Source organism: Allobosea sp. (assembly GCF_036675845.1).
GTDB lineage: Bacteria > Pseudomonadota > Alphaproteobacteria > Rhizobiales > Beijerinckiaceae > Allobosea.
This window is the reverse complement of the sequence record NZ_JAKFED010000058.1, coordinates 19,313-42,989: the sequence shown is the minus strand read 5'-3', so window position 1 is coordinate 42,989 and position 23,677 is coordinate 19,313. Positions and strand designations below refer to the sequence as shown.

Sequence of the window (23,677 nt, the reverse complement as noted above, 5' to 3'; positions counted from 1 at the left end):
GAATCCATCGTAGAGCGCTGAACTCTACGATGGATTCCGGCGCTCCGCTTCGCTGCGGCCGGAATGACGGCGTTTTGCCTATGCGGCAGGCGCTCGGCATCACGCGCGCGCCAGTGTGGCTACCCAAAGCCGCGAGGTCGTGGCAGATCAGGTGGGTAGTCCTTCAAGCCACGGATAAGCGACGACGACGACATGCAGCGATTCGATTCCGACGGCGTCAGCCTCGCCTATCTCGACCTCGCCCCGACCGTCGAGGGAACCAGCGCCGAGCCGGTCGTGCTGGTGCACGGCTTCGCCTCCAGCCATGCGGTCAACTGGATCAACACCCAGTGGAGCAAGACGCTGACCCATGCCGGCTACCGGGTGGTGCTGCTCGACAATCGCGGCCATGGCCAGAGCCAGAAGCTCTACGATCCAGACGCCTATTCCTCGCAGATCATGGCCGAGGATGTCCGCCGGCTGATGGACCATCTCGCCATCGAGCGCGCCGATGTGATGGGCTATTCGATGGGCGCGCGCATCTCGGCGCATCTGGCGCTGGCGCATCCGGACCGGCTGCGCTCGCTGCTGCTCGGCGGGCTCGGCATCCACCTGGTCGAGGGCGTCGGCCTGCCGCTCGGCATCGCGGACGCGATGGAAGCGCCTTCGCTCGCCGACCTGACCGACCCGATGCAGCGCATGTTCCGCGCCTTCGCCGAGAATACCGGCAGCGATCTGCGCGCGCTCGCCGCCTGCATCCGAGGCTCGCGCCAGACGCTCTCCGTCGGCGAGGTCGGCGCCATCGCCGTGCCGACCCTGGTCTGCGTCGGGACCAAGGACGATGTCTCAGGCTCCGGGCCGGAGCTCGCGGCGCTGATCCCGGGCGCCGAGAGCTTCGACATCGAGGGCCGCGACCATAATCTCGCGGTCGGCGACAAGAGCCACAAGCAGGCGGTCCTCGCGTTTCTGTCGCGCCGGGCCTGACCGGCGCTGCCGAGAATAATAATCTCCGCTGGTAGAATATTATTCTCCATCAATGGCTTGCGGCTCATGTCTCGCATTTCGAGTCTTGTCCTTCACGGCTTGATTCAGCTAGAAGTCAGGCCCATTTGCTTCTGCGCGACGCCGCGCGTGCTGGAAAAACGCTCGCCGAGCGAACCGTAGCGGAGAACGCCATGCCATCGGGCCGCCCGAATATCGAAGCCCGCGATCCCGCTACCGGCCTCGACCGGGTCGATCCGGTCTGGTCGCGGCTGCGCCGCGAGGCCGAGCAGGCGATCGCCGCCGAGCCGACGATGACCAGTTTCATCCTGTCGACCGTGCTGAACCAGCCGAGCTTCGAGGCGGCGGTGTCGCATCGCGTCGCCGCGCGGCTCGCCCATGGCGCGCTGCCGGCCGAGTTGATCGACCAGGCCTTCGAGGAGGCGATGAGTGCCGACCCCGAGATCGGCCAGGGCATCCGCGCCGATGTCGCCGCCGTGCTCGACCGCGATCCGGCCTGCTACCGGCTGCTCGAGCCGGTGCTCTATTTCAAGGGCTTCCACGCGCTGCAGACCCACCGCCTGGCGCATTGGCTCTGGAGGCAGGACCGGCGCGACTTCGCGCTCTATCTGCAGAGCCGCTCCTCGGAAGTCTTCCAGACCGACATCAATCCGGCGGCGCGCATCGGCAAGGGCATCTTCCTCGACCATGCCACAGGCCTCGTCGTCGGCGAGACCACGGTGATCGAGGACAATGTCTCGATGCTGCAGGACGTCACGCTCGGCGGCACCGGCAAGCAGGGTGGCGATCGCCACCCGAAGATCCGCAAGGGTGTGCTGATCGGCGCCGGCGCCAAGATCCTCGGGAATATCGAAGTCGGGCAATGCGCCCGCGTCGCGGCCGGCTCGGTCGTGCTGGCGGCGGTGCCGCGCAACACCACGGTCGCCGGCGTGCCGGCCAAGGTGGTCGGCGAGGCCGGCTGCGCCGAGCCCTCGCGCTCGATGGACCAGATTCTCTCCGGCGATTGCGGCGGCGGGATCTGACGCGGATTCGGCCTGATTGAAGCGCACCCCGTCATTGCGAGGAGCGTCAGCGACGAAGCAATCCAGGGGGACGTAGCGCTCTGCCGCCCCTGGATTGCTTCGCTGCGCTCGCAATGACGGGGTGCGCTTGCCGGCAATGACGGCGCGGCTCCGTTTCTAGCCGCTGTTCCCCAGCCATTCCATCACCGCCGCCCTTTGTGGGTGCGGCTTGCGGCCGGGCGATGGCAGCAGCGTCAGCCGGTCGCCGCTCGGCATCGCATTGTCGAAGGGCGTGACCAGCCTGCCCTGGGCCAGCAGCGGCGCGACCAGGCTGTGGCGGCCGATCAGGATGCCGGCGCCGCCAAGCGCGGCGTCGAGGACCAGCGCGTAGAGCGAATAGGACGGGCCGCGGGCGGGGTCGATGCCGGTGACCCCTGCATGCTTCAGCCAGCGCGCCCAGTCGCCGCGCCAGACCGCGTCGTGCAGCAGCGTGCGGCCGGCGAGGTCGGCGGGTGTCCGCAGTTGCTCCGCCAAAGACGGGGCGCAGACCGGGGCGAGGCAGTCCTGCGCCAAAGCGAGCCCGTTCTCAGGCTGGCCCGCCAGATAGAACAGCGCCAGGTCGAAGGATGCGTCGCGGCCCGATGGCGGCTCCTCCATCGCCGAGATCGAGATCTGCAGCTCCGGAAAGGCGCGCTGCAGCGCCGGCAGCCTCGGCGAGAGCCAGAGCTGGGCGATGCAGGGCAAGGCGGCGATGGTCAGCGCCCGGCCGACATGGCTGGCGCGCAGGTCCTGAACCGCCAGCGCCAGCGCCTCGAACGCGGCGCTGAGCCGGGGCTGCGCCTCGCCGCCGGCCTCGGTCAGTTCGACGCCCTGCGCGAGCCGCCGGAACAGCGGGAAGCCGAGGAAGCCCTCGAGATGGCGAATCTGCTGGGCGATCGCACCGGGCGTGACGCCGATTTCGTCCGCGGCCCTGGCGAAGCTGCCGAGACGGGCCGCCGCCTCGAAGGCGCGCAGCGCGTTGAGCGGGGGCAGGAGCGGGCGCGGCGGCTTGACGGACATGCTCGATCTTCGGCCTCGGAGGCCGAGATTTTCTAGGCCTTGCCGCGACGATAACTGGTTTGCACGAATGGCGCCAAGCCGTTCCAATGCCGGCACGAAACGCGATGGGGCAGGGCAGGCGGATGAGCGCGAAACTGGCGAGGCGGGACTGGGTGCCGGCGGCGAGCGAGGATTACATCTCGCGCGTCGCAGGGGAGATTGCGGGCCAGGACCGGGCGGCGACCGAGGCGCGGCTCGCGGGGCTCGTCGCCGAGAACCGCGCCATCCACGAGCGCGACTGCGTCAACCTCAACCCGGCGACCAATGTGATGAACCCGCGCGCCGAGGCCGTGCTCGGGCAGGGGCTCGGCGCCCGGCCCTCGCTCGGCTATCCCGGCGACAAATACGAGATGGGGCTGGAGGCGATCGAGCAGATCGAGATCGTCACGGCCGAGCTCGCGGCTGAGGTCTTCGGCGCGAGCCATGCCGAGATCCGGGTGCCGTCCGGCGCCATCGCCAATCTCTATGTCTTCATGGCGGCGGCGAAGGCGGGCGACTGCATCATCGCGCCGCCGCCGGCGATCGGCGGCCACGTCACCCATCACGGCGCCGGCGCGGCCGGGCTCTACGGCATCGTCACCCATCCCGCGCCGGTCGACGCGAAGAACTACACCGTCGACGTCGAGCGGCTGCGGGCCGATGCGCTGCGGCTCAGGCCGAAGCTGATCAGCATCGGCGGCAGCCTCAACCTGTTCCCGCATCCGATCCGCGAGATCCGCGCCATCGCCGACGAGGTCGGCGCGATCGTGCTGTTCGACGCCGCCCATCTCTCGGGGATGATCGCCGGCCACGCCTGGCAGCAGCCGCTCGAAGAGGGCGCCCATGTCATGACGATGAGCACCTATAAGAGTCTGGGCGGGCCGCCCTCGGGGCTGATCGTCACCAGCGACGCGGAGATCGCCAGGCGGCTCGACGCCATCGCCTATCCCGGCCTGACCGCCAATTTCGACGCGGCGAAGTCGGCCTCGCTGGCGATCACGCTGATGGACTGGCAGGAGTTCGGCCGCGACTACGCGCAGATGATGGCGGCGACCGCCAGGGCGCTGGCGCTGGCGCTAGCCGAGCGGCAGGTGCCGGTCTTCGCCCGCGAGCGTGGCATGACGCAGTCGCACCAGTTCGCCATCGAGGCGGCTTCCTATGGTGGCGGCCAGGCCGCGGCGAAGCGCCTGCGCGCCGCCAACATCCTGAGCTGCGGCATCGGGCTGCCGGTCGCGGAGGTGCCGGGCGATGTCAGCGGGCTGCGGCTCGGCACGCCGGAGATCGTCCGCTTCGGCATGAAGCCCGAGCACATGCCGGAACTCGCCGGCTACATCGCCGACGGGCTCTCCGGCGCCCGCCCGGCCGAGGTGGTTGCGGCGGAAGTCACGGCCTTCCGCCGGCGGTTCACGAGCCTGCACTACATGCGCTGATACCAACGGCCTTTGGATTTGCCCCTTGCGCGGGTCTGGCCGTCATTGCGAGCGCAGCGAAGCAATCCAGGGGGACGTCGAGCGAGCCCTTCTGGATTGCTGCGCTGCGCTCGCAATGACGGAGAGCGTACGGCAGCGGTCAACCCCGAAGGTCGTTGGTCTGAGTCGAGCTTGCTGGAGTATCCTTCGAGACGCCATTCCTTGCGGAATGGCTCCTCAGGATGAGGGCTGTGGGGGGATGGCAGCCGCTTCTCAGCCCTCGATCAGCTCGATCGCCGAGCGGATCGCGGTGGCGTAGCCGCGGGGGCCGAGGCCGGCGATGATCGCGGTCGCCGCCAGCGAGACATAGGATTTGTGGTAGTGCGCCTCGCGGCGATGGATGTTGGAGATGTGCAGCTCGATGATCGGGCCGGGGAACATCTTCAGCGCATCGAGGATCGCGATCGAGGTGAAGGAATAGGCGGCCGGGTTGATGATGATGGCGCTGCCCTCGTCGATCGCCTCATGGATCCAGTCGACCAACTCGTATTCGCGGTTGGTCTGGCGGAACTCGACCGGCCAGGTCCCCGCCGCTTCGCCGCACATCGCCTCGACCTCGGCCAGAGTGGTGTGGCCGTAGATGTGCGGCTCGCGCTTGCCCAGGCGGTTGAGGTTCGGCCCGTTCAGGACATAGATCGGCTTGTTCACGGCAGCACCTGTTTCTTGTCTTCCGGCCATCCCGGCTCAGCCCTGGTAGCCCATCAGGCGCGGCAGCCAGAGCACGAGCTCGGGGATGAAGGTGATCAGCGCCAACGCCACCAGCATCGCCGCCAGGAAGGGCATGCATTCGCGGACGATGTCGCGCAGCGGCACGCCGGTGATGTTGGTCATGATGAAGAGCAGCAGGCCATAGGGCGGCGTGATCAGCCCGAGCATGATGTTGACCACGACGACGACGCCGAAATGCACCATGTCGATGCCGAGCGCCTTGGCGGTCGGGATGAAGACCGGCACGACGATCAGCAGGATCGCGGTACCTTCGAGCAGGCAGCCGAGCACCAGCAGGATCAGGTTGACCAGGATCAGGAAGCCGACCGGCGAGAGGTTCCAGCCCGCCAGGAAGACCCGCAGGCTGTCCGGGATGTTCTCGATGGTGACGACGTAGTTGAACACCAGCGCGCCGGCGATCAGCATGCCGATCGAGGCGGTGGTGCGGGCGCTGTAGGCCAGCGAGGTGTAGAAGGCGCGCAAGGAGACGCTGCGATAGAGCAGCACCGAGATCGCCAGCGCATAGGCGGCGGCGACCGCTGCAGCCTCGGTCGGCGTCGTCGCACCGCCATAGATGCCGCCGAGCAGGACGACCGGCATCATCAGGGCCGGCAAGGCCCGCCAGGTGATGCCGGGCAGCTCGCGCAGCGGAATCGGCGGCTCGACCGGGAAGTTGCGGCGCCGCGCCGTGAAGCCGATCAGCCCCATCTGCGCCCCGGCCATCAGCAGGCCGGGGATCACGCCGCCGAGGAAGAGGAAGCCGATCGAGGCGTCCGAGACCAAGGCGTAGATCACCATCGGGATCGAGGGCGGGATGATCGGCCCGATCACCGAGGAGACGGCGGTCAGCGCCGCGGCGAAGCTCGCCGGGTACTTGCCGTCCTTGGTCATCATCGCCTGCATCATCCGGCCGGTGCCGGCGGCATCGGCGATGGCCGAGCCCGACATGCCGGCGAAGATGACGCTCTGGACGACGTTGACCTGGGCGAGGCCGCCGCGAAAGCGGCCGACCAGCGCGTCGCAGAAGCGCAGCAGCCGTTCCGTCATGCTGCCGATGTTCATCAGCTCGGCGGCGAGGATGAAGAGCGGAACCGCGAGGATGACGTAGTTGGTGTACATGCCGTTGAGCAGCTGCTCGGCGGCGATCGAGAGGTCCTGGCCGACGAGGAGCAGATAGAAGATCGAGCCGGCGATCATGGCGTGGCCGATCGGCAGGCCGAGCAGCGACAGCGCGACCATCGTCGCGATGCAGAGCGAAAAGGGGCTCATACGCCCGACCCCGCCTTGGTCGGGTCGAAGGCCTCCGGTGCCTTGCCGCGCAGCGCCTGCCAGCAGAGCCAAAGATAACGCAGGATCGCGGCGACCGCGAAGGCGAGATAGATCGAATAGACCCAGCTGAAGGGCAGCTTCAGATAGGCGGTGCGCTCGACCTTCATGAAGGTGACATAGTCCGCCATCGCCGGCAGCGAGATCGTGTAGATTACGATGAGGGGCAGTGCGGTGAGGATGGCCATGACGCGCCGGACCCGCGGCCCGACGGCGCCATAGATGATGTCGAAGCGGATCTCGTCGCTCTCGCGCGTCACGAAGGCCGCGCCGAACAGCACCAGCCAGAGCCAGAGGATGACGCTGATCTCATGCGTCCAGCCGGTCGGGAAGTTGAACAGGTAGCGGAAGACGATCTGCACGAGGAAGACGGCGAACATCGCCCCGAGCATCAGCACCAGTACGTTCTCGGCGCGGCGGGCAAGCCAGCCTCCCGCCGCTCGCAGACGATCCTTCACCTTGTATCCTCCGCCGCCCCGTGGTCGCTCAGAGCGCGTTGATCTTCTCGAGCATGCCCGGCGTCCAGCTCTTGGCCAGGTCGGAGGCGAGGTATTTCTTCTGGGCGAAGTCGCGGAAGGCCTTGAGGTCTGGCGTGTAGACCTCGAGGCCCTGCTTCTTGAAGAAGTCGACGAGCTCGTCCTCCTTCTTCAGGTGCTCCTTGGTGCTCCAGTCGATGGCGGCGTCGGCTGCTGCCTGGAAGGCCGCCTGCTTTTGCGGGCTCATCGCGTTCCAGACCTTGTTGGTGACGCAGAGCAGGTCGAAGCCGACGAGGTGCGAGGTCAGCACGATCTGCGAGGAGACCTCGTAGAACTTCATGTTCTGGACGTTGGGCAGCGGGTTGTCCTGGCCGTCGATCGCGCCGGTCTGCAGGCCGGTATAGACCTCGGCATAGGCCATCGGCGTCGGATTGGCGCCGAGCGACTGGCCGAGGAACTGCCAGGCGTCGCCGCCCGGCATGCGCAGCTTGATGCCAGCCATGTCGGCGGGCGTGTTGATCTTCGTCTTCGGCTTGAGGCCGACCTGGCGGGCGCCGAAATAGGTCGGCCCGAGGATGTGGATGCCCAGCTTCTCGTCCGCCATCTTCTTCAGGTCGCGGCCGACATCGCTGGCGAAGACCTTCTTGAGGTGGTCGGCGTCGCGGAAGAGATAGGCCGAGGTGACGATCGACCAGGCCGGGAGCTGGTTCGAGATGTCCTGCGGCGCGATGTTCCCCATTTCGAGGTTGTTGCGCTGCATCGCCACCAGCTCGGTGCCCTGCTTGAACAGGTTGCCGCCGTAATAGGGCTGGAGGGTGAAGTCCTCTTTGATCGCTTCGCCGAAGCGCTTCATCATCTCGGCGCGGATGTCCTGCTCGGAGAACACCGCCGAGAAGCGCAGATTGGGCTTGGCCTGCGCCATGGCGCGTCCACCGAGGCCCAGGGTTGCGGCGGCCGCGCCGCCGGCGAGCAGAGCGCGCCTGTCGATCTTGAAAATCATGCCGAACCTCCCTCGTGGCGGCTTATCGCTCCGCCTGATCGGCGCATAATCGCCATAGCTCGCCAGCCAGCGCAACATTGATTTTCAGTTTCGTAGGATATTTTCAGTTTCCACATATGATTGGCCATCGAGCCGGGCTTGCGTTAGCATCGCCGCAAGCGCGCCGGCCGGGCCTCAGCGACGGCCTCAGCGACGCTTGCCCTGTTCGCCAGCGTCGAGGCTCGCAAAGATGCTCACCGTGACCCCGCCGGACGCGTCGGTCGGCGAGATGGCCTATCGGCGGATTCGCGCCGACATCGTCTTCGGCAGGCTGCCGCCCGGCCAGAAGCTCAAGCTCGAAGTGCTGCGCGAGGCCTACGAGGCCAGCGTCAGCACCTTGCGCGAGCTGCTCAACCGGCTGGCTTCGGAAGGGCTGATCGCGGCGGAGGGCCAGAAGGGCTTCATGGTCGCCCCGGTCTCGGCCACCAATCTGCGCGAGATCGCGGCGATGCGGCTGCTCCTCGAAGGCCATGCGCTGGCGCAGTCCTTCGCGGCCGGCGACATGGAGTGGGAGGGGCGCGTCGTCGCCGCCCACCACAAGCTCGCCCAGATGGAGCGGCGCATGCTCGATCAGGATCGCGCCGATGCCGAGCTATGGAAGCGCTATGACTGGGAGTTCCATCATGCGCTGATCTCGGCCTGCGGCTCGCAGGTGCTGCTCGATACGCATGCGGCGATCTACGACAAATATCTGCGCTACCAGATGGTCGCAGTGATCTTTCGCGGCCAGATCGCCGCCGAGGAGCACCAGATCCTGCTGGAATGCGCGCTGGCGCGCGACATGGCGCGGGCCACGGCCGTCCTCGACGTGCATGTCAACGCCTGCGTCGAACACACGCTGGAGCAGGGCAAGCTCGGATAGGGAGCGTTGCTAGCTGCCGGACCCACCATAGCGCTCCAGCATCTCGGCTTGCAGAGCCTCCTCGGTGACGGCCTGCCCGCCACCTAGCCAGATCGAGGTGATCCTGCCCGTGCCGTTGCGGACGAGGCGCGCCGGCTCGCCCGGGCTGTTGAAGGCGGAGGCCCTGGTGATGCGGCCGCGATCCGGAGCCTCGATCTCGATTTCCGGGGCATCGAGAAACGGCATCGGCAAGGCGGGATTGGCGCAGAGCACCTTGTCCTCGACCGGGACGAGATCGCCGGCGCCCCAGATCGTCCACCAGCGGCCGGCCCAACCTTGCGTCGCCGGCGAGGCCGGGCCGTGCTCGGAGAAGGTCCTGAGGATATGGACCACCCCGTCGAGCCAGGGATGGGCAAGACCGTCGATGGCGTTGGTCAGGACGGAGACGGTCAGGTCCTGTTCGGGCAAAATGACGGTGCGGGTGATGAAGCCCTGGAAGCCGCCGGAATGGCCGACCCACTGCCAGTCGCCTTCGCCGCCGGAGATGGTGCCGAGGCCGTAATGCCGGCCGAGGCTGCTCTCGCTGTCCGGCCAGAGCCGGCGCGTCATCTCGCGCCGGCTGAGCGGCGACAGGATGCTGTTTCCGGCCCTGGGCGAGAGCTGCGCGAAATAGCGGGCGACGTCGGCGGCGGTCGCGACGAAGCCGGCGGCCGAGGTCATGGCGTTGCCGGGATTATCGGCCGGGATCACCACGCGCCGGCCGAGCGGCTGGGTCCCGCTGTGGCCCCTGGCCATCGGGCCGGTCCAGAGGCCGATATCGGGCTGCGTTTCCCGGAGGCCGGCCGGGGCGACGACCTCGCGCGCGATCCAGTCGGGATAGGCCTCGCCGGTCAGCGCCTCGATCAGCAGCCCGAGCAGGGCAAAGCCGTGATTGGAGTATTTGAGGCGCTGTGCCGCCGGATAGACCGGAGGAACGGCGAGGTCGGCGAGCAGCTCGTCGCGGCGACGATAGGGGCGCCGATCGAAGAACTGGCCGGCGTCGGTGCCGTCGCGGACGAGCCCGGCGCTGTTCGAGAGAAGCTGGGTCAGGGTCGCGGCGGCGATTTCGGGATGCAGCCCCTGGACATGGGCGCCGACCTCGTCGTCGAGCCGCAAACGGCCGGCCTCGGCGAGCCGCAGGATGCCGGCGGCGGTGAAGCTCTTCGAATGCGAGGCGATGCGGAAGCCGTGGCGCGGCGTCAGATCCTCGCCGGTGGCGAGGTCGGCCTTGCCGAAGGCGGCCTCGAGCGCGATGTCGTTCCCGCTGGCGATCGCGACGGCGCAGCCCGGCTGGCGGTGATGGCGGCGCTGGAATTCGAGCCAGCTTTCGACATAGTCGAGAGCGGCGGGTAGCCAGGGTTTCATCGCAGGACCTATCCTTCGAGCCTCGTCTGCGCGAGCATGTCACGTGCCGCTCCGTTGCGTCAGGCGCTCGGGGGGATGGGGGCATGCAGGATGCGCTCGGCGCGCGGACGGCCCGTTCCGGCTTGCTCTCGCCGGCCTCGCATGGCATCCGTCCGCGCAACGCAAAAGGATCGCCCAAGTGGACAAGACCGAACTCGCCAAGCTCGAAGCCTATCTTCGCCGCACCTTCTCGAACCACCAGATCAGCGTGCGGGCGCGGCTGAAGAAGACCGATTCCGCCGAGGTCTACCTCGCCGACGAGTTCATCGGCATCATCCATGTCGATGACGAGGACGGCGACCGCTCGTTCAATTTCACCATGGCGATCCTCGACGTCGATCTCGAGGATTGAGACGCACGGCGGCGCACTGGGCATTCGGACTGAATGGAAATCCGTCATTCCGGACAAGCGGCGAAGCCGCGCCGCTCCGGAGTCCATCGTAGGGCACCGGAGCCCTACGATGGATTCCGGCGCTCCGCTTCGCTGCGGCCGGAATGACGGCCGCTGCCGACGCTACCGCACCAGCCGGTCGACGGCGCGGCGGACGCCGCCGAGCATCAGCTCCCAGTCGGCGATGACGGCGCGCGGGAAGCGGATGTTCACGTCCATGCCGCGATGCCGGAAAGTCACCCGGCAGAGCTCGTCGAACCCGGCCCCCGCCGTCTCGACCGGGCAGCGCGCCGCAAAGCCGCGTCCATCCGGCACCGAGACGAAGAGCTCGTCGCCCTCATAGGGCGAGCCCTTGCGGAAGCCGCGCACCACCAGCCCGCCCGGATTCGACCAGACCGTCGTGGTCAGGAAGCGGGCATAGACCGAAAGCTGCGTCGCCGGTTCGTTGACCTTGTCCTGCGGGCTTAAGGTCACCAGGAGCTTCAAGCGCGTCTGCGGCGTGACCGGGCCGAGGCTCGGCCAGTCGAGGCGCAGCCGCGCCATGCCGACGAGGTGGCCTTCCTCCGGATCCGCCCTGGTCAGCTTCTCCGGGATCGCGAGCACGACCTCGCCGATGCGGGTGGCCTGGAGTTCATCCCCGGTATCGGGCGGCGCCCGGCTGGCGAGCAAGGCGAGGCCCGTCCCGGCGGCGCCGAGGAACAGGATGGCCGCGGCGAGGCGCAGCAGGGCCCGGTCGCCGCTCGGCAGGGGCGGCGCCGGCCGGCGCTGCAGGCGGCTGCGGACGAGGGCCGCGAAATCGGCGGCGCCAGTGCTCGGGGGGTGGCGGTCCGGGGTGGCGTGCAGGCTCATGGTCGATGCATCCGGGCGGCCGGGGCGCGGCCTTGCGCATGACTGAATCAGAGCGCGCTTAACGCCGCGTAAACCATGTTGGCCGGCCCGGGCTCGCCGCCATGGTTAACCAAAGGTTACGAACTTCCTTTCCGCCCGGGGGCGCTTGCGGCATGGTCCGGTATCGCCCGTCGCGGAAGGCCGCTTCCCATGTCGCTCGAACCTGCCGCCGCCGAGGCGCTGAAATCGCTGTTCGTCGGCTTCGCCTTCGCCGGGCTGCTGGCCAGCGCCTTCGAACTGTTCACGCAGCGCCGCGCCGGCTTCGAGCTGCTCGAGACCGGCGGGGTGAGGGCGGTGGCGAGCGTCCCGGTCGTGGTCTTCAGCGCCCCCTTCCTGATCATCCGCAACACGGTGCGCGGCCGGCGCATCGAGGGCCGGCCCTTCTTCTTCGTGATGGCGGCGAGCATGATCGCCTCGCTCTGGAGCCTGATCAGCGGCCGCGTCGTGCTCGACCTGCTGCTGCTCATCGGCGCGGCTTGACGGCGGGGCCGCCGGGCCTGCAATCCTCGTCGCCTGTCAACGAGGACCACGCCCATGCCGCTCTATTCGCTCGACGGAACCGCGCCCGAAACGCCGCCCGATGGAGAATGGTGGCTGGCGCCCGATGCCCATCTCATCGGCCGTGTCCGGCTCGGCCGCGATGTCGGGATCTGGTTCGGCTGCGTGCTGCGCGGCGACAATGAGTGGATCGAGGTCGGCGAGCGCTCGAACATCCAGGAAGGCTGCGTGCTGCACACCGATATGGGCTTCCCGCTCAGCATCGGCGCCGGCTGCACCATCGGCCACCGCGCCATCCTGCATGGCTGCACCATCGGCGAGAACAGCCTGATCGGCATGGGCGCGACCATCCTCAACGGTGCGAGGATCGGCCGCAACAGCATCGTCGGCGCCAATGCGCTGGTGACCGAGGGCAAGGAGTTTCCCGATAATTCGCTGATCGTCGGCACGCCGGCGCGTGCGCTGCGCTCGCTGGACGAAGCCAGTACGGCGCATCTGCGCGGCGCGGCTTCCAGCTATGTCGCGAACTGGAAGCGCTTCGCAGCCGGCATGAAGCGGCTCTAAGCGCGCGTTCTCCAAAAGGTAGCGGGCCGGCCCCCGGGGAAGGGGCCGGCCCTAGACGTCGCCCGGCCGGGGGACGGGTGGGTGGGGACATGACCGGGCCTCGCCATCGATCCGGCAGGGGCTCGAGCGCAAGGCGCCGGGCAGCCACTGCCGTCCTTCTCAGTCACGCCGGAGCATGGTCCCCCGTCTGGCGTGGATATTTGAAAGTCAGGTCAGCGCAGCGAGGCCACCGTCGGCGTCGACAGGCCGCCGAGCGAGGTCCAGCCGATGCGGACCTGGGACTCGCGCTTGACATAGGTGTAGCCGGTCTGGCTCCAGGGCAGGATCGCGTTGCGCTTGTTGTCGAGGATGAAGTCGCCGCGATCGGTGCGGATCATCAGCACGGCATGGCCGGCATTCTCCTCGTCGATCACGACGGTGACGCGCATGGCCCGGCGCGGCACGCCCGCCTCGGCGAGGCGCTTGCGCTTGAGCAGGACATAATCCTCGCAATCGCCCTTGCCGTCCTGCGGGATGTCCCAGCGATCGACCATGCCCCAATGGTCCTGGTCGGTGATCGCCTCGATCTCGCGATTGGCCTTGAGGTTGGTCGCGACGATCGCCTTCCAGAGCTTGGTCGTCAGCTCGACGGAATCGGCTTCCTGCGTGTTGACGGCGCATTCCGCCGGAGTGCGCTTGCAGAAATCCGTCCAGGCATACGGCGCACGGGCGTCGCCGCCGGCGGTGATCGGCGCACTGGCGACCGGCACTCCGGCGGAATGCGACTGGCCCTGCGCGGCCGTGGCAGCCAATCCGATGGCAGCGGCGATCAGGCAGCTGCGATATCCCCGAACTCTTGAAAACATGTCGTCCCCTTTCCTGTCCCGGGGATGACCATGACTTGGTGCTGTAGAGATCACTTGAAGTGAATGCGAGCAATTTTATCTAAATCGGCTTTTCTTCTGAGGCTCGATCTCAGTATAAATCAAGTATAAAGCCGATTGTAATAATTTTTTGCGCTCGTGCAAGAAATTGTTAACCGGCCGCGCCGGGGCAGCGAGGCCGGGCCGACGCGGCGAACTCGGAGGATTAGGAGGGGAGGCGGCACCCATACCAACGGCCTTCGAGATCGACCGTTACGCCGCTATTGCGTCATTGCGAGCGCAGCGAAGCAATCCAGGAGGGCATCGAGCGCTGCCGCTCTGGATTGCTTCGCTGCGCTCGCAATGACGCAGGTCTGCACCAAAGGCCGCTGATATCAGCGGTCAGCAATCAGCCGTCGGGCCGCGACGCGGCGACGTCACGCGGGTCGATGACGTTGCTTTGGAGAGAATGAGGCCTTGCGGCCGCGGCCGGCTCAGAGCTCGAGGTTCTCGTCGAGCAGGTCGGCCGAGAGCGGCATCCGGAACTCGGCGGCGTAGCCGCCGTCGAAGCGCCGCACGATCTTGGCGGCGGTGCTGCCGAGGCGCACGGGCGCGCCCATGGTGAACTGGTGGTCGGTGGCGAAGGCGGCGCCCGAAAGCGAGAAGTCGATCAGGCGCACGGCGTGCTCGGTGCCATCCTCCAGAGTCACGACGCAGCGCGGATTGCGCGGCACGACGCGCTCATGGCGGCGATCCTCCGGCAGGCCGAGCTCATCGCGGTTGGCGAGCCAGGTCAGCTGCGCCGTGAATTTCTCGCGCTTGCGGCTGGTCGCTGTGATCGTCATGGCGAATCCGTCCGGGGTGGTGCGGACGGCAAAACCCTCGATGCGACCGAGATGTTCGAGGTAGATGATGACGCGGTCGCCGGTGGCGGGCTTGGCCGGGGCGATGACGTGCAGGCCGCCGGGGGAGATGTCCGTGGTCTGGCACGGATATTCCATGCGGTTGGGCAGCATGTAGCGGCCGAGCAGCACGACCTTCATGCGCTGATGGCGCCTGCGCTCGACGGGCGCCGGCGCCTTCCTCTGATTGTTCAGCGCGGTCAGCATCACGGATTCCGGTCCTTAACCGAAATGATCCTAAATGGCCGCTGGTTAAGAGTTGGTTAGCCTTTTCAGACCCGCCCGCCGGGCAGGAGCATCAATTTCGGCCGCTTCTCGGCCGCCGCGGCGTCGGCCGGCCGCACGGCCTGGGCGCCCGGCCAGATCATCCGGAGCGAGATCATCCGCATCGAATCGAGCGTGTCGAGGCCGAGCCATTCCGGCGTCACGGCAGGGGAGAGGGCGCCGAGCACGCGGGCATGGGTGCGGCCGCGATAGCGCAGCGGCAGCAGCAGCAGCTCCAGATGCACGGTGGCGCCGCCGACGGTCTCGGCGGCGAGGCCGGCGACCGCGCCGGCGGTCTCGTCCATCACGGTCTGGACGAGGCGGCGCATGTCGCCCTGGGCCTGGACGTCGGGCCAGAGCGCGGCGAAGGGACGGGCCCGCTGCTCGCGCCCGAACAGGGCGCAGAGCCGCGTGCCGGCGAGCCGGAAGACCGGGCCGATCGGCTCGTTCTCCAGAACGAAGGTGTCGGCCAGCGCATGGCGCAGCGCGCCGGGCTCGATCTCGCCGCGTTCCGGCGCGCTGCGCTCGCCACGCAAGGCGTCCCAATAGTTAAAAACCAGGCGGGTGCTCGGGTTCTTCATGTTCATGTCCAGTCCGGTCTTGCGCCGTCCGATACCTGTCCGGCCGCGTCCCAAACTGGGGCGCATCCGTGCGAATCGGGGACGTTCGAGTCCTTGTCTGAGAGAAGGACGCAGAGCGCGTGCCGTCTTGCCATGGGGGCGTGGCGAGGTGAGCCGGCAGGGTAACGTTAAGGTTAACAAGACGTTACGATTGTGGATAACCAGTTAAAATGCAATGTAATCGCATCGTGGAATTCGCCGTCGCGCCAGGCGCGTCGGCAGCATCGCTAGCGGGTGGCGTGGGGACGCGACCGGCCGGGGGGCGGCAAGGGGAGGGCTCGCGCTCTCCCCTTTTCGATTCCTGCCTTTTCGATTGCCTGAAGCCCACGCATGAGCCAGTGAAAGGCCCGATGCCCGCGAACCCGCAAGACCGCCAGCAAGACCGCCAGCGCCCCCCGCCGAGCGAGCCGATCCTGAACCTGCCCGCCGCCGTGGTCTGGCTGATCGCGGCGCTCGTGCTGGTCCAGGGCGCGCGCGAGCTTCTGAGCGCCCTTGACGATTTCGTGGTGATGTCCTGGCTCGCCTTCGTTCCGGCCCGGCTGACGCTGTGGCTCTCGCCCGAACGGCTCGACGATCTGGCGCAGTCTCTCGGCAATGCCGGCACCGCCGAATTCGGCCAGCGCCTGCAACTGGTGCGGCTGCTGCTCGCCGATGGCGGGGCGCATCTGTGGACCCTGCTGAGCTACGGGCTGCTCCACGGCTCCTGGCTGCATCTGGTCTCGAACGTGGTCTGGCTCGCCGCCTTCGGCAGTCCGGTGGCGCGCCGGCTCGGCACCGGGCGCTTCCTCAACCTGATGGCGCTTTCGACGATCGCCGGCGCCCTGCTGCACTGGTGGTCGCGCGAGCTCGACGTGCTGCCGCTGGTCGGCGTCTCGGCCGGCGTCTCGGGGGCGACGGCAGCCGCGATCCGCTTCGTCTTTTCGCCGGGCGTGCGTTTCGGCGGGCTCGGCGACGATGCGGCGGTGCGCGCGATTCCGGCCGAACCGTTCGGCAGCCTCTGGCGCAATTCGCGGGCGCTGCTGTTCATCGTGATCTGGTTCGTCACCAACATCCTGTTCGGGGCAGGGCTGGTGCCGATCTTCGGCGAGGAGGCGAGCATCGCCTGGGAGGCCCATATCGGCGGCTTCGTCGCCGGGCTGCTGCTCTTCCCGCTGCTCGACCGCGGGCCCGTCCGGAAGCGCTGACGCCCGCAACCGCTGCGGGTGCGAGGCCCTTGCCGCTGCGCAACAGCCGCCTTGCCGTCGCCGCAGAGTTCGCCCACATTCGATTCAGTCCAGCGTAGCGCCGGACCGCAGACGGGAACGGCCTGTCGGTCGATGGCGTTGCAGTAGTCCCAGTGGCCTGTGCGCGCCGGTCGACGGCGCCTATCGTCGGAGGAATACTCGATGAACGTCGCTCATATCCTCGGAAGCAAGGGTCACGAAGTCGTTTCGGTCCAGCCGCACCGCACGCTGGGCGAAGCGACGCGGACCCTGGCCGAGAGGCGCATCGGTGCGGTGGTGGTGACCGGGGCCGATGGCGGCCTGCTCGGCATCCTCTCGGAGCGCGACATCATCAAGGCGCTCGGCACCGGCGGCGGCGAGGCGCTGGCGCAGCCGGTCTCGCGCGCGATGACCGCCAAGGTGGTGACCTGCCGGCTCGAGACCAGCATCGACGAGCTGATGGAGATCATGACCTCCGGCCGCTTCCGGCATGTGCCGGTGATGGAGGGTGGGCGCGTCGCCGGGATCGTCTCGATCGGCGACATCGTCAAGCACCGCGTCGCCGAGATCGAGGCGGAGAGCAAGGCGATGCGCGACTATATCGCGATGGCGTGACCCTGGCGGCCGTCCGGCCGCTCAGGCATGCGGCACCGGGTTCGCGGCGACGACGGCGGCGATCTCGTCCAAGGCGCGCTCGGTCGCCTGGCGCCCGAGCGCGATCGCCTCGTCGGCGCGGTGGAAATCGAACAGGCCGACGCGGCCGAGCTTGGGGCCGATCATCACATCGGGCGGGTCGCCGGCAAGACGCGAGCGCGAGATCCGGTCCTGCGTGATGTTGAAGGCCTCGATCATCACTCCGGCGAGGCCGGGCTGGTCGTTGTTGCGGCCGACGAAGCCACGGACGCGCTCGCGCATGCCGCCGAACCAGCCGGCGACCGCCGGCGGCGGTTCGGGATCGAAGGGCTCCGGGTCGGGCTCGGCGCCATGCGACTGGATGACGGTGCCGCGGCCGCCCATATCGGTGTTGAGGTTGACGCAGAGCACGACATCGGCGCCGAGCGCGCGGGCGGCCGAGACCGGCACCGGGTTGACCAGCGCGCCGTCCATCAGCCAGCGGCCGCCGAGCTTGACCGGATCGAACACGCCGGGAAGGGCATAGGAGGCGCGCAGCGCCTCGACCAGCGGGCCGCGGGTCAGCCAGATCTCGTGGCCGGTGCCGAGCTCGGTGGCGATGGCGACGAATTTCTGCGACAGGTCGGCGATCTGCACGCCGTCGAGATCGCGCTCCAGCAGGCGCTTCAGCCGCCCTCCGGTGATCAGGCCGGCACCGCCGATATGGAAGTCCATCAGGCTGACGACGCGCCGCTTGGTCAGGCCGAGGGCGAATTCGGTGAGCTGGTCGAGCTTGCCGGCGGAAAAGCAGCCGCCGACGACGGCGCCGATCGAGGTGCCGGCGATGACGTCCGGCGTGTAGCCGGCCTCGGCCAGGGCCTGGAGGACGCCGATATGGGCCCAGCCGCGGGCCGCGCCGCCGCCGAGCGCCAGCCCGATCCTCGGCCGGCCATAGCGCAGCCCGGGTTGGATGGTGAGATCGTTCATCACAGCTCCACCGCCGCCCAATCCGAAAGCGCGTCTGGCGATATTCTCCAGTATCATCGGCACGGTCCTCCGCGAAGGTCGAGGATCGCGCCAGCCGATGAGCGCAAGGTGAACGGCGCCGTAAACGAGGGACGGCTATCGGTCGCCTTTGACGTAAATATGAAAGCTTGGTGAAAGGAATGCCAAGACCCTGCCTGATGCCAAGCCTGCGTCAGGCGAAGACCAGCCGCGCGGCGGCCTCATGGCGAAGCGGCACGGTGCGGTAGAAGCAGCTGCGCCGATGCGTGTGGCAGCAGCCGCCGTCGCCGCCGACCCGGACCTTGATCCAGAGCGCGTCCTGGTCGCAGTCGACCCGCATCTCGACGATGCTCTGGACCTGGCCCGAGGTTTCGCCCTTGCGCCAGAGCTCGCCGCGCGAGCGCGACCAGTACCAGGCCTCGCCGGTCTCGATGCTGCGCTTGAGCGACTCGGCGTTCATATGCGCGACCATCAGCAGCTCGCCGGTCCGGGCGTCGGTCGCGACGCAGGTGACGAGGCCGTCACGATCGAATTTCGGGGCCAGCACCGCGCCTTCCTCGATCTCCTGCTTGCTCGAAAGGGTGGGGAAGGCGGTCATGCGATGGTTCCTGGAGGCTGGTACGTCATGCAGAACGGTCCTGCGTGATCGGAGCGCACCGTCATTCTCGGGCGGAGCGAAGCGCAGACCCGAGAATCTCGTTCAGGAGATGCTCGGGGCAGGCCCGAGCATGACGGCTCGGAAGCCTTACAGCCCCGGCGACTTCACCATGGTGAAGAAGCGGACCTGCTCGGCGGGGTCGCGGAAGAGGCCGGTATACTGCGTCGTCATCGTCGACGAGCCCTGCTTCTGCACGCCGCGCATCGACATGCACATATGCTCGGCCTCGACCAGCACGGCGACGCCGCGCGGCTTCAGCGTGTCCTCGATCACGTGGGCGATCTGGGCCGTCATCGTCTCCTGCGTCTGCAGCCGCCGGGCGTAGACGTCGACGACACGGGCGAGCTTCGACAGGCCGACGACGCCGCCCCTCGGATAATAGCCGATATGGACCTTGCCGACGAAGGGCACCATGTGGTGCTCGCAATGCGAATGGAACGGGATGTCGCGGACCAGGACCATGTCCTGATAGCCGTCGACCTCCTCGAAGACCCGGTCGAGGATATCGTGCGCGTCCTCCCGATAGCCCCGGTAGAGCTCGCGATAGGCCTTGGCGACGCGGGTCGGGGTTTCGAGCAGCCCCTCCCGCGACGGATCGTCGCCGGCCCAGAGAATCAGGGTGCGAACCGCCTCCTCGGCCTGGGCCTGCGTCGGCTGCGCGATGATGAACTTGTCTGCGGAGGGGCCTCTCGCCCGCTCTACGGACAAGGACTTAACCACATTGTCCATGTGGAGCCTCCCGTTACGGTTGGATCGGCCTGCGATCTGCAGGCCGACATGGCAGACAAGTCGCCCTCTCGTCCAAGAACCGAATACACCCTCCCGGAGTGAGCGCCGGCACTCTATATTGGGTGCGAAGGCCGGCAACTCCAGACCCGGCCGAGGCGACCGATGCTGAACGAAGTCTATAACAAGCGCATCCTGGAATTGGCAGGAAACATTCCGCTGCTCGAGCGCCTGCCGGAGCCGGACGCGACCGCGACGGCGCATTCGCGCCTGTGCGGCTCGACGGTGACGGTCGACGTCACCATGGCGGGCGACGTCGTCACCGGCTTCGGGCACGATGTCCGGGCCTGCGCGCTCGGCCAGGCCTCGTCCTCGATCATGGCGCGCCATGTCGTCGGCTCGACCGCGGCGGAATTGCGCGAGATCCGCGAGCGGGCCCGGGCGATCCTCAAGGAGAACGCCGAGCCGCCGGACGGCAAATGGGGCGATCTTTCCGTGCTGGTGCCGGTGCGCGACTACAAGGCCCGCCATGCCTCGACCATGCTGACCTTCGACGCCGTGGTCGACGCGATCGGCCAGATCGAGGCGAGGCGGGGCGGGGCGGTGGCGGGCTGAGCAGCCTATTTCACCCCGAAGGCCAGCCGGATCTCGGGCAGGGTCTCGTCATAGCGGACGCGGAAGGTCGGGTCGGCCAGCAGGGCCTTGGCGACGACGCGGCCGATCTTGTCGCCGGCCTCGAGGTCGCTCGGATAGTGGAAGCCGCAGATCAGGCGGCTTTCGTCATAGGACTTCACCCGGTCCTCGAACTTCCCGGCCAGCGCCGGCACGGCCTCCGACAGCAGGACGGAATAGAGCGCCGCAGTCGCGGCATGGGCGGAGGGGAAGGAGGTCCCGGTCGGGCGCGCGCCCGGGCAGGGCTTGACGCGGACCTTGTTCCACATCGCGAAGGGCCGGACGCGGTTGGTCAGCCGGTTGACGCTCTTCAGCAGGATGCCGAGCTCGATCTGCGCCTCGCGCATGAGCAGGCGCACCTCGCGATGGGTGCCCTCGACATAGGCGTGGTCGATGCCTTCGAGGAAGGCGGAAAGCGTCTGGTACTGGTCGGCGATGGCGGCCTTCTCGCGCTCGGGCGTGCGGGCCTGGGAGATCGCCAGGACCTGCTCGAACTCGGCCCGGTGCTCGGGCGAGCTCTGCGGCGGCGGCAGGCCGATCACCTTGGCGACGTCGATTTTGGCGGCGTCGAGCCAGATCAGGTAAGGTCGCTGCTGGGCCTGCACTGGGGCGGCCGCAGCCATGGCAAGCATCAGCCCGGAGAGGGCGAGGGTGTTTGCGAAGGAGCGAGCGCGCATCATGACCATTACAACGGAAGCGGAATCGGATGACGGGGAGGCCGCGATGGGCCAGCCCTGTCATAGTTGCCATGTCATACCTGCCTGAACATGCTGAAAAAAGCCTTTCATGGCGGCGCATGATCGCGCTCGCCCCGCGGCGCGGCGCCCATCTGCTGATCCGCGGCTATCAGCTCAGCCTTTCCATGCTGATCGGGCGGCAGTGCCGGCACTGGCCGAGCTGCTCGAACTATGCCGACGAGGCGATCCAGCGCCACGGGCTCTGGCGCGGCGGCTGGGTCGGCTTTGCGCGCATCTGCCGCTGCACGCCGCTGGGCACCTCCGGCATCGACCTGGTCTGCGAGGAATTGCCGCCGGGCAGCGCCTGGTATCGGCCGTGGTCCTATGGCCGCTGGCGCGGCGTCAACGGCCCGCCGGCCGAGACTGGCGAGCCGATACAGCGGCCCGATGTGCCCTCGTAAAGGGGGCGGGTCGTCCCGCCCCTCCGTGGCACGCCGGCCGGGATGGCTCGGCTTGATGTCAGAATCCGCGGTTGTTCGCACGGCGCAGCGATTGCCTGTGTCGCCGGCCTCGTATAGGCCGGGCCGGCGCGCGCCGATCCGGCTGCCGGCCGCGCACTTCAAAGGCAGCCGGCCTTGACTTACGGGGCTCGTATCCCCGAGTGAGCAGGAGCGCGATCGATGACGATCTCCCTGACATTTCCCGACGGCGCCAGGCGCGAATTTCCTTCCGGCATCACCGGCAAGGAGCTGGCCGGCGGCATCTCGCCCTCGCTGCTGAAGCGCACCGTCGCCATGGCGCTCGACGGCGCCGTCGTCGACCTCGCCGACCCGATCACCCGCGATGCGAAGATCGAGTTCCTGAACCGCGAGGATCCGCGCGCGCTGGAGCTGATCCGGCACGACTGCGCCCATGTCCTCGCCGAGGCGGTGCAGGAGCTCCATCCCGGTACGCAGGTGACGATCGGCCCGGTGATCGAGAACGGCTTCTATTACGATTTCTTCCGCAACGAGCCGTTCACGCCGGAGGATTTCGCGCCGATCGAGAAGAAGATGCGCGAGATCATCGCCCGCGACAAACCCTTCACCAAGGAAGAGTGGAGCCGCGACAAGGCGAAACAGTTCTTCCGCGACAAGGGCGAGGCCTTCAAGGTCGAGCTGGTCGACGCGATCCCCGAAGACCAGACGCTGAAGATGTATGCGCAGGGCGAGTGGATCGACCTCTGCCGCGGCCCGCACATGACCTCGGTCGGCAAGGTCGGCAACGCCTTCAAGCTGATGAAGGTGGCCGGCGCCTATTGGCGCGGCGATTCGAAGAACCCGATGCTGACGCGCCTCTACGGCACGGCCTTCGCCAGGCAGGAGGAACTCGACGCACATCTCAAGCAGATCGAGGAGGCGGAGAAGCGCGACCACCGCCGTATCGGCCGCGAGATGGACCTGTTCCACTTCCAGGAGGAGGGGCCGGGCGTCGTCTTCTGGCACTCCAAGGGCTGGCGGCTGTTCCAGGAAATCATCGCCTATATGCGCCGGCGGCTCGCCGCCGATTATGAGGAGGTGAATGCGCCGCAGATCCTCGACAAGTCGCTCTGGGAGACATCCGGCCACTGGGGCTGGTACCAGGACAGCATGTTCGCGGTGAAGTCGGCCTCGGCCTTCGAGAACCCGAACGACCCCGAGCGCGACCAGCGGGTCTTTGCGCTGAAGCCGATGAACTGCCCGGGCCATGTCCAGATCTTCAAGCACGGGCTGAAGAGCTATCGCGACCTGCCGATCCGGCTCGCCGAATTCGGCAATGTCCACCGCTACGAGCCGTCGGGCGCGCTGCACGGGCTGATGCGGGTGCGCGGCTTCACCCAGGACGATGCCCATATCTTCTGCACCGAGGAGCAGCTCGCGGCCGAGTGCCTGATGATCAACGAGCTGATCCTCTCGGTCTACGAGGATTTCGGGTTCACCGAGGAACTCGTCATCAAGCTCTCGACCCGGCCGGAGAAGCGCGTCGGTTCCGACGCGGTCTGGGACCATGCCGAGGAGGTGATGACCAGGGTGCTGGAGACGATCGCGAAGCAGTCGGGCAACCGGATCAAGACCGAGATCAACCCGGGCGAAGGCGCCTTCTACGGGCCGAAGTTCGAATATGTGCTGCGCGACGCCATCGGCCGCGACTGGCAATGCGGCACGACGCAGGTCGACTTCAACCTGCCGGAGCGCTTCGGCGCCTTCTATATCGGCTCGGATGGCGAGAAGAAGCAGCCGGTGATGGTCCACCGCGCGATCTGCGGATCGCTGGAGCGTTTCACCGGCATCCTGATCGAGCACCATGCCGGGCATTTCCCGCTCTGGCTGGCGCCCGAGCAGATCCTGGTCTGCCCGATCACCTCGGAGGCCGATGCTTACGCCGAGCAGGTCACCATGGCCTGCCTCTCGGCCGGCCTGCGGGCCCGCGCCGACCTGCGCAACGAGAAGATCAGCTACAAGGTCCGCGAGCACTCGCTGGCCAAGGTCCCGGTCATCCTCGCCGTCGGCAAGCGCGAGGCCGAGGAGAAGACGGTGACCGTGCGCCGGCTCGGTAGCCAGGCCCAGACCGTGATGTCGCTCGACGCCGTGATCGCGGCGCTGACCGAAGAGGCGACGCCGCCGGACCTCGCACGGCTCAAGAAGGCGCGGGAGAAGTGGGTCGTTCGTGACCTCGGCAGAAACGACCAGTCGTCGGCGGTGCAGCGAAGCGCAGATTCGCGAGCGATACCGGAACCAAGCTGATAGGGGTTCAGGCACGGGTCCCGGGAGCCCTTT

The 23,677-nt window shown here is 67.7% G+C and carries 26 protein-coding genes; 12 read left to right on the top strand and 14 right to left on the bottom strand.

Annotated elements, in window-relative coordinates; translation table 11 throughout:
• The first annotated feature begins 192 nt into the window (after nt 1-192).
• Together V6M56_RS06840 and cysE are read left to right on the top strand one after the other, a co-directional pair.
• The gene (locus V6M56_RS06840) at nt 193-963 is read left to right on the top strand and encodes an alpha/beta fold hydrolase (protein ID WP_332682349.1); all 771 of its coding nucleotides are present in this window, start codon (nt 193-195) and stop codon (nt 961-963) included.
• 191 nt (nt 964-1,154) lie between these two features.
• On the top strand, nt 1,155-2,003 hold the full coding sequence (gene cysE / locus V6M56_RS06835) for a serine O-acetyltransferase (protein ID WP_332682347.1): 849 nt from the start codon (nt 1,155-1,157) through the stop codon (nt 2,001-2,003).
• Nucleotides 2,004-2,159: 156 nt separating this feature from the next.
• On the opposite strand, the gene V6M56_RS06830 is transcribed toward cysE, so the two are convergent.
• Nucleotides 2,160-3,041: a LysR substrate-binding domain-containing protein gene (locus tag V6M56_RS06830; RefSeq protein WP_332682345.1), complete on the bottom strand. Its 882-nt coding sequence runs from the start codon at nt 3,039-3,041 to the stop codon at nt 2,160-2,162.
• A gap of 122 nt (nt 3,042-3,163) precedes the next feature.
• Here V6M56_RS06830 and V6M56_RS06825 point away from each other — a divergent pair, with 122 nt between their 5' ends.
• Entirely contained in the window at nt 3,164-4,489 is a 1,326-nt protein-coding gene (locus V6M56_RS06825) for a serine hydroxymethyltransferase (protein WP_332682344.1), read from the top strand.
• 252 nt (nt 4,490-4,741) lie between these two features.
• On the opposite strand, the gene V6M56_RS06820 is transcribed toward V6M56_RS06825, so the two are convergent.
• The 4 genes from V6M56_RS06820 to dctP are packed head-to-tail and all read right to left on the bottom strand — an operon-like array spanning nt 4,742 to nt 8,038.
• Nucleotides 4,742-5,176, bottom strand: a complete 435-nt coding sequence (locus tag V6M56_RS06820) for a type II 3-dehydroquinate dehydratase (RefSeq protein ID WP_332682342.1) — start codon at nt 5,174-5,176, stop codon at nt 4,742-4,744.
• A 36-nt stretch (nt 5,177-5,212) separates the two neighbouring features.
• A complete protein-coding gene (locus tag V6M56_RS06815) occupies nt 5,213-6,505 on the bottom strand; it encodes a TRAP transporter large permease (RefSeq protein WP_332682341.1) in 1,293 nt (430 codons plus the stop codon).
• A complete protein-coding gene (locus V6M56_RS06810) occupies nt 6,502-7,020 on the bottom strand; it encodes a TRAP transporter small permease (RefSeq protein ID WP_332682339.1) in 519 nt (172 codons plus the stop codon). The genes V6M56_RS06815 and V6M56_RS06810 overlap by 4 nt, the downstream gene beginning before the upstream one ends.
• Nucleotides 7,021-7,048: 28 nt before the next feature.
• Nucleotides 7,049-8,038: a TRAP transporter substrate-binding protein DctP gene (gene dctP / locus V6M56_RS06805; RefSeq protein ID WP_332682337.1), complete on the bottom strand. Its 990-nt coding sequence runs from the start codon at nt 8,036-8,038 to the stop codon at nt 7,049-7,051.
• Between the two features lie 229 nt (nt 8,039-8,267).
• Between dctP and V6M56_RS06800 the strand changes: the two genes are divergently transcribed.
• The gene (locus V6M56_RS06800) at nt 8,268-8,939 is read left to right on the top strand and encodes a GntR family transcriptional regulator (RefSeq protein WP_332682335.1); all 672 of its coding nucleotides are present in this window, start codon (nt 8,268-8,270) and stop codon (nt 8,937-8,939) included.
• A 9-nt stretch (nt 8,940-8,948) separates the two neighbouring features.
• Here V6M56_RS06800 and V6M56_RS06795 read toward each other — a convergent pair whose 3' ends face one another.
• Nucleotides 8,949-10,322: a serine hydrolase domain-containing protein gene (locus V6M56_RS06795; protein ID WP_332682334.1), complete on the bottom strand. Its 1,374-nt coding sequence runs from the start codon at nt 10,320-10,322 to the stop codon at nt 8,949-8,951.
• Nucleotides 10,323-10,500: 178 nt separating this feature from the next.
• On the opposite strand from V6M56_RS06795, the gene V6M56_RS06790 reads away from it, so the two are divergent.
• Nucleotides 10,501-10,713: a DUF3126 family protein gene (locus V6M56_RS06790; protein ID WP_332682333.1), complete on the top strand. Its 213-nt coding sequence runs from the start codon at nt 10,501-10,503 to the stop codon at nt 10,711-10,713.
• A 162-nt stretch (nt 10,714-10,875) separates the two neighbouring features.
• On the opposite strand, the gene V6M56_RS06785 is transcribed toward V6M56_RS06790, so the two are convergent.
• Entirely contained in the window at nt 10,876-11,601 is a 726-nt protein-coding gene (locus V6M56_RS06785; protein WP_332682331.1) for a hypothetical protein, read from the bottom strand.
• Between the two features lie 189 nt (nt 11,602-11,790).
• Here V6M56_RS06785 and V6M56_RS06780 point away from each other — a divergent pair, with 189 nt between their 5' ends.
• Together V6M56_RS06780 and V6M56_RS06775 are read left to right on the top strand one after the other, a co-directional pair.
• A complete protein-coding gene (locus tag V6M56_RS06780; RefSeq protein WP_332682330.1) occupies nt 11,791-12,120 on the top strand; it encodes a DUF6949 family protein in 330 nt (109 codons plus the stop codon).
• Nucleotides 12,121-12,174: 54 nt separating this feature from the next.
• Entirely contained in the window at nt 12,175-12,702 is a 528-nt protein-coding gene (locus tag V6M56_RS06775; protein WP_332682328.1) for a gamma carbonic anhydrase family protein, read from the top strand.
• A gap of 212 nt (nt 12,703-12,914) precedes the next feature.
• Here the strand turns inward: V6M56_RS06775 and V6M56_RS06770 are convergent, their stop codons facing one another.
• From V6M56_RS06770 to V6M56_RS06760, 3 genes are all read right to left on the bottom strand, one after another.
• On the bottom strand, nt 12,915-13,547 hold the full coding sequence (locus V6M56_RS06770) for a transglutaminase-like cysteine peptidase (protein ID WP_332682326.1): 633 nt from the start codon (nt 13,545-13,547) through the stop codon (nt 12,915-12,917).
• 491 nt (nt 13,548-14,038) lie between these two features.
• On the bottom strand, nt 14,039-14,653 hold the full coding sequence (locus V6M56_RS06765) for a PilZ domain-containing protein (RefSeq protein ID WP_332682324.1): 615 nt from the start codon (nt 14,651-14,653) through the stop codon (nt 14,039-14,041).
• Between the two features lie 65 nt (nt 14,654-14,718).
• The gene (locus tag V6M56_RS06760) at nt 14,719-15,297 is read right to left on the bottom strand and encodes a PAS domain-containing protein (RefSeq protein WP_332682322.1); all 579 of its coding nucleotides are present in this window, start codon (nt 15,295-15,297) and stop codon (nt 14,719-14,721) included.
• 383 nt (nt 15,298-15,680) lie between these two features.
• On the opposite strand from V6M56_RS06760, the gene V6M56_RS06755 reads away from it, so the two are divergent.
• Nucleotides 15,681-16,514: a rhomboid family intramembrane serine protease gene (locus V6M56_RS06755; protein WP_332682321.1), complete on the top strand. Its 834-nt coding sequence runs from the start codon at nt 15,681-15,683 to the stop codon at nt 16,512-16,514.
• A gap of 201 nt (nt 16,515-16,715) precedes the next feature.
• Entirely contained in the window at nt 16,716-17,147 is a 432-nt protein-coding gene (locus tag V6M56_RS06750; protein ID WP_332682319.1) for a CBS domain-containing protein, read from the top strand.
• A 21-nt stretch (nt 17,148-17,168) separates the two neighbouring features.
• On the opposite strand, the gene V6M56_RS06745 is transcribed toward V6M56_RS06750, so the two are convergent.
• From V6M56_RS06745 to folE, 3 genes are all read right to left on the bottom strand, one after another.
• Nucleotides 17,169-18,131 carry a patatin-like phospholipase family protein gene (locus V6M56_RS06745; protein ID WP_332682318.1) on the bottom strand — a complete coding sequence of 321 codons (963 nt, stop codon included), beginning with the start codon at nt 18,129-18,131 and terminating at the stop codon, nt 17,169-17,171.
• A gap of 211 nt (nt 18,132-18,342) precedes the next feature.
• Complete coding sequence (gene hisI / locus V6M56_RS06740) at nt 18,343-18,747, bottom strand: phosphoribosyl-AMP cyclohydrolase (RefSeq protein WP_332682316.1); 405 nt, start codon at nt 18,745-18,747, stop codon at nt 18,343-18,345.
• Between the two features lie 147 nt (nt 18,748-18,894).
• Nucleotides 18,895-19,536 carry a GTP cyclohydrolase I FolE gene (gene folE, locus V6M56_RS06735; RefSeq protein WP_332682315.1) on the bottom strand — a complete coding sequence of 214 codons (642 nt, stop codon included), beginning with the start codon at nt 19,534-19,536 and terminating at the stop codon, nt 18,895-18,897.
• A 162-nt stretch (nt 19,537-19,698) separates the two neighbouring features.
• On the opposite strand from folE, the gene V6M56_RS06730 reads away from it, so the two are divergent.
• A complete protein-coding gene (locus tag V6M56_RS06730; protein WP_332682313.1) occupies nt 19,699-20,148 on the top strand; it encodes an iron-sulfur cluster assembly scaffold protein in 450 nt (149 codons plus the stop codon).
• A 5-nt stretch (nt 20,149-20,153) separates the two neighbouring features.
• Here the strand turns inward: V6M56_RS06730 and V6M56_RS06725 are convergent, their stop codons facing one another.
• Nucleotides 20,154-20,828, bottom strand: coding sequence for a phosphatase PAP2 family protein (locus tag V6M56_RS06725; RefSeq protein WP_332682312.1), 675 nt, complete (start codon nt 20,826-20,828; stop codon nt 20,154-20,156).
• Between the two features lie 173 nt (nt 20,829-21,001).
• Between V6M56_RS06725 and yidD the strand changes: the two genes are divergently transcribed.
• Entirely contained in the window at nt 21,002-21,343 is a 342-nt protein-coding gene (yidD, locus tag V6M56_RS06720; RefSeq protein WP_332682311.1) for a membrane protein insertion efficiency factor YidD, read from the top strand.
• Between the two features lie 219 nt (nt 21,344-21,562).
• The gene (gene thrS, locus V6M56_RS06715; RefSeq protein WP_332682309.1) at nt 21,563-23,644 is read left to right on the top strand and encodes a threonine--tRNA ligase; all 2,082 of its coding nucleotides are present in this window, start codon (nt 21,563-21,565) and stop codon (nt 23,642-23,644) included.
• Nucleotides 23,645-23,677: the final 33 nt, after the last annotated feature.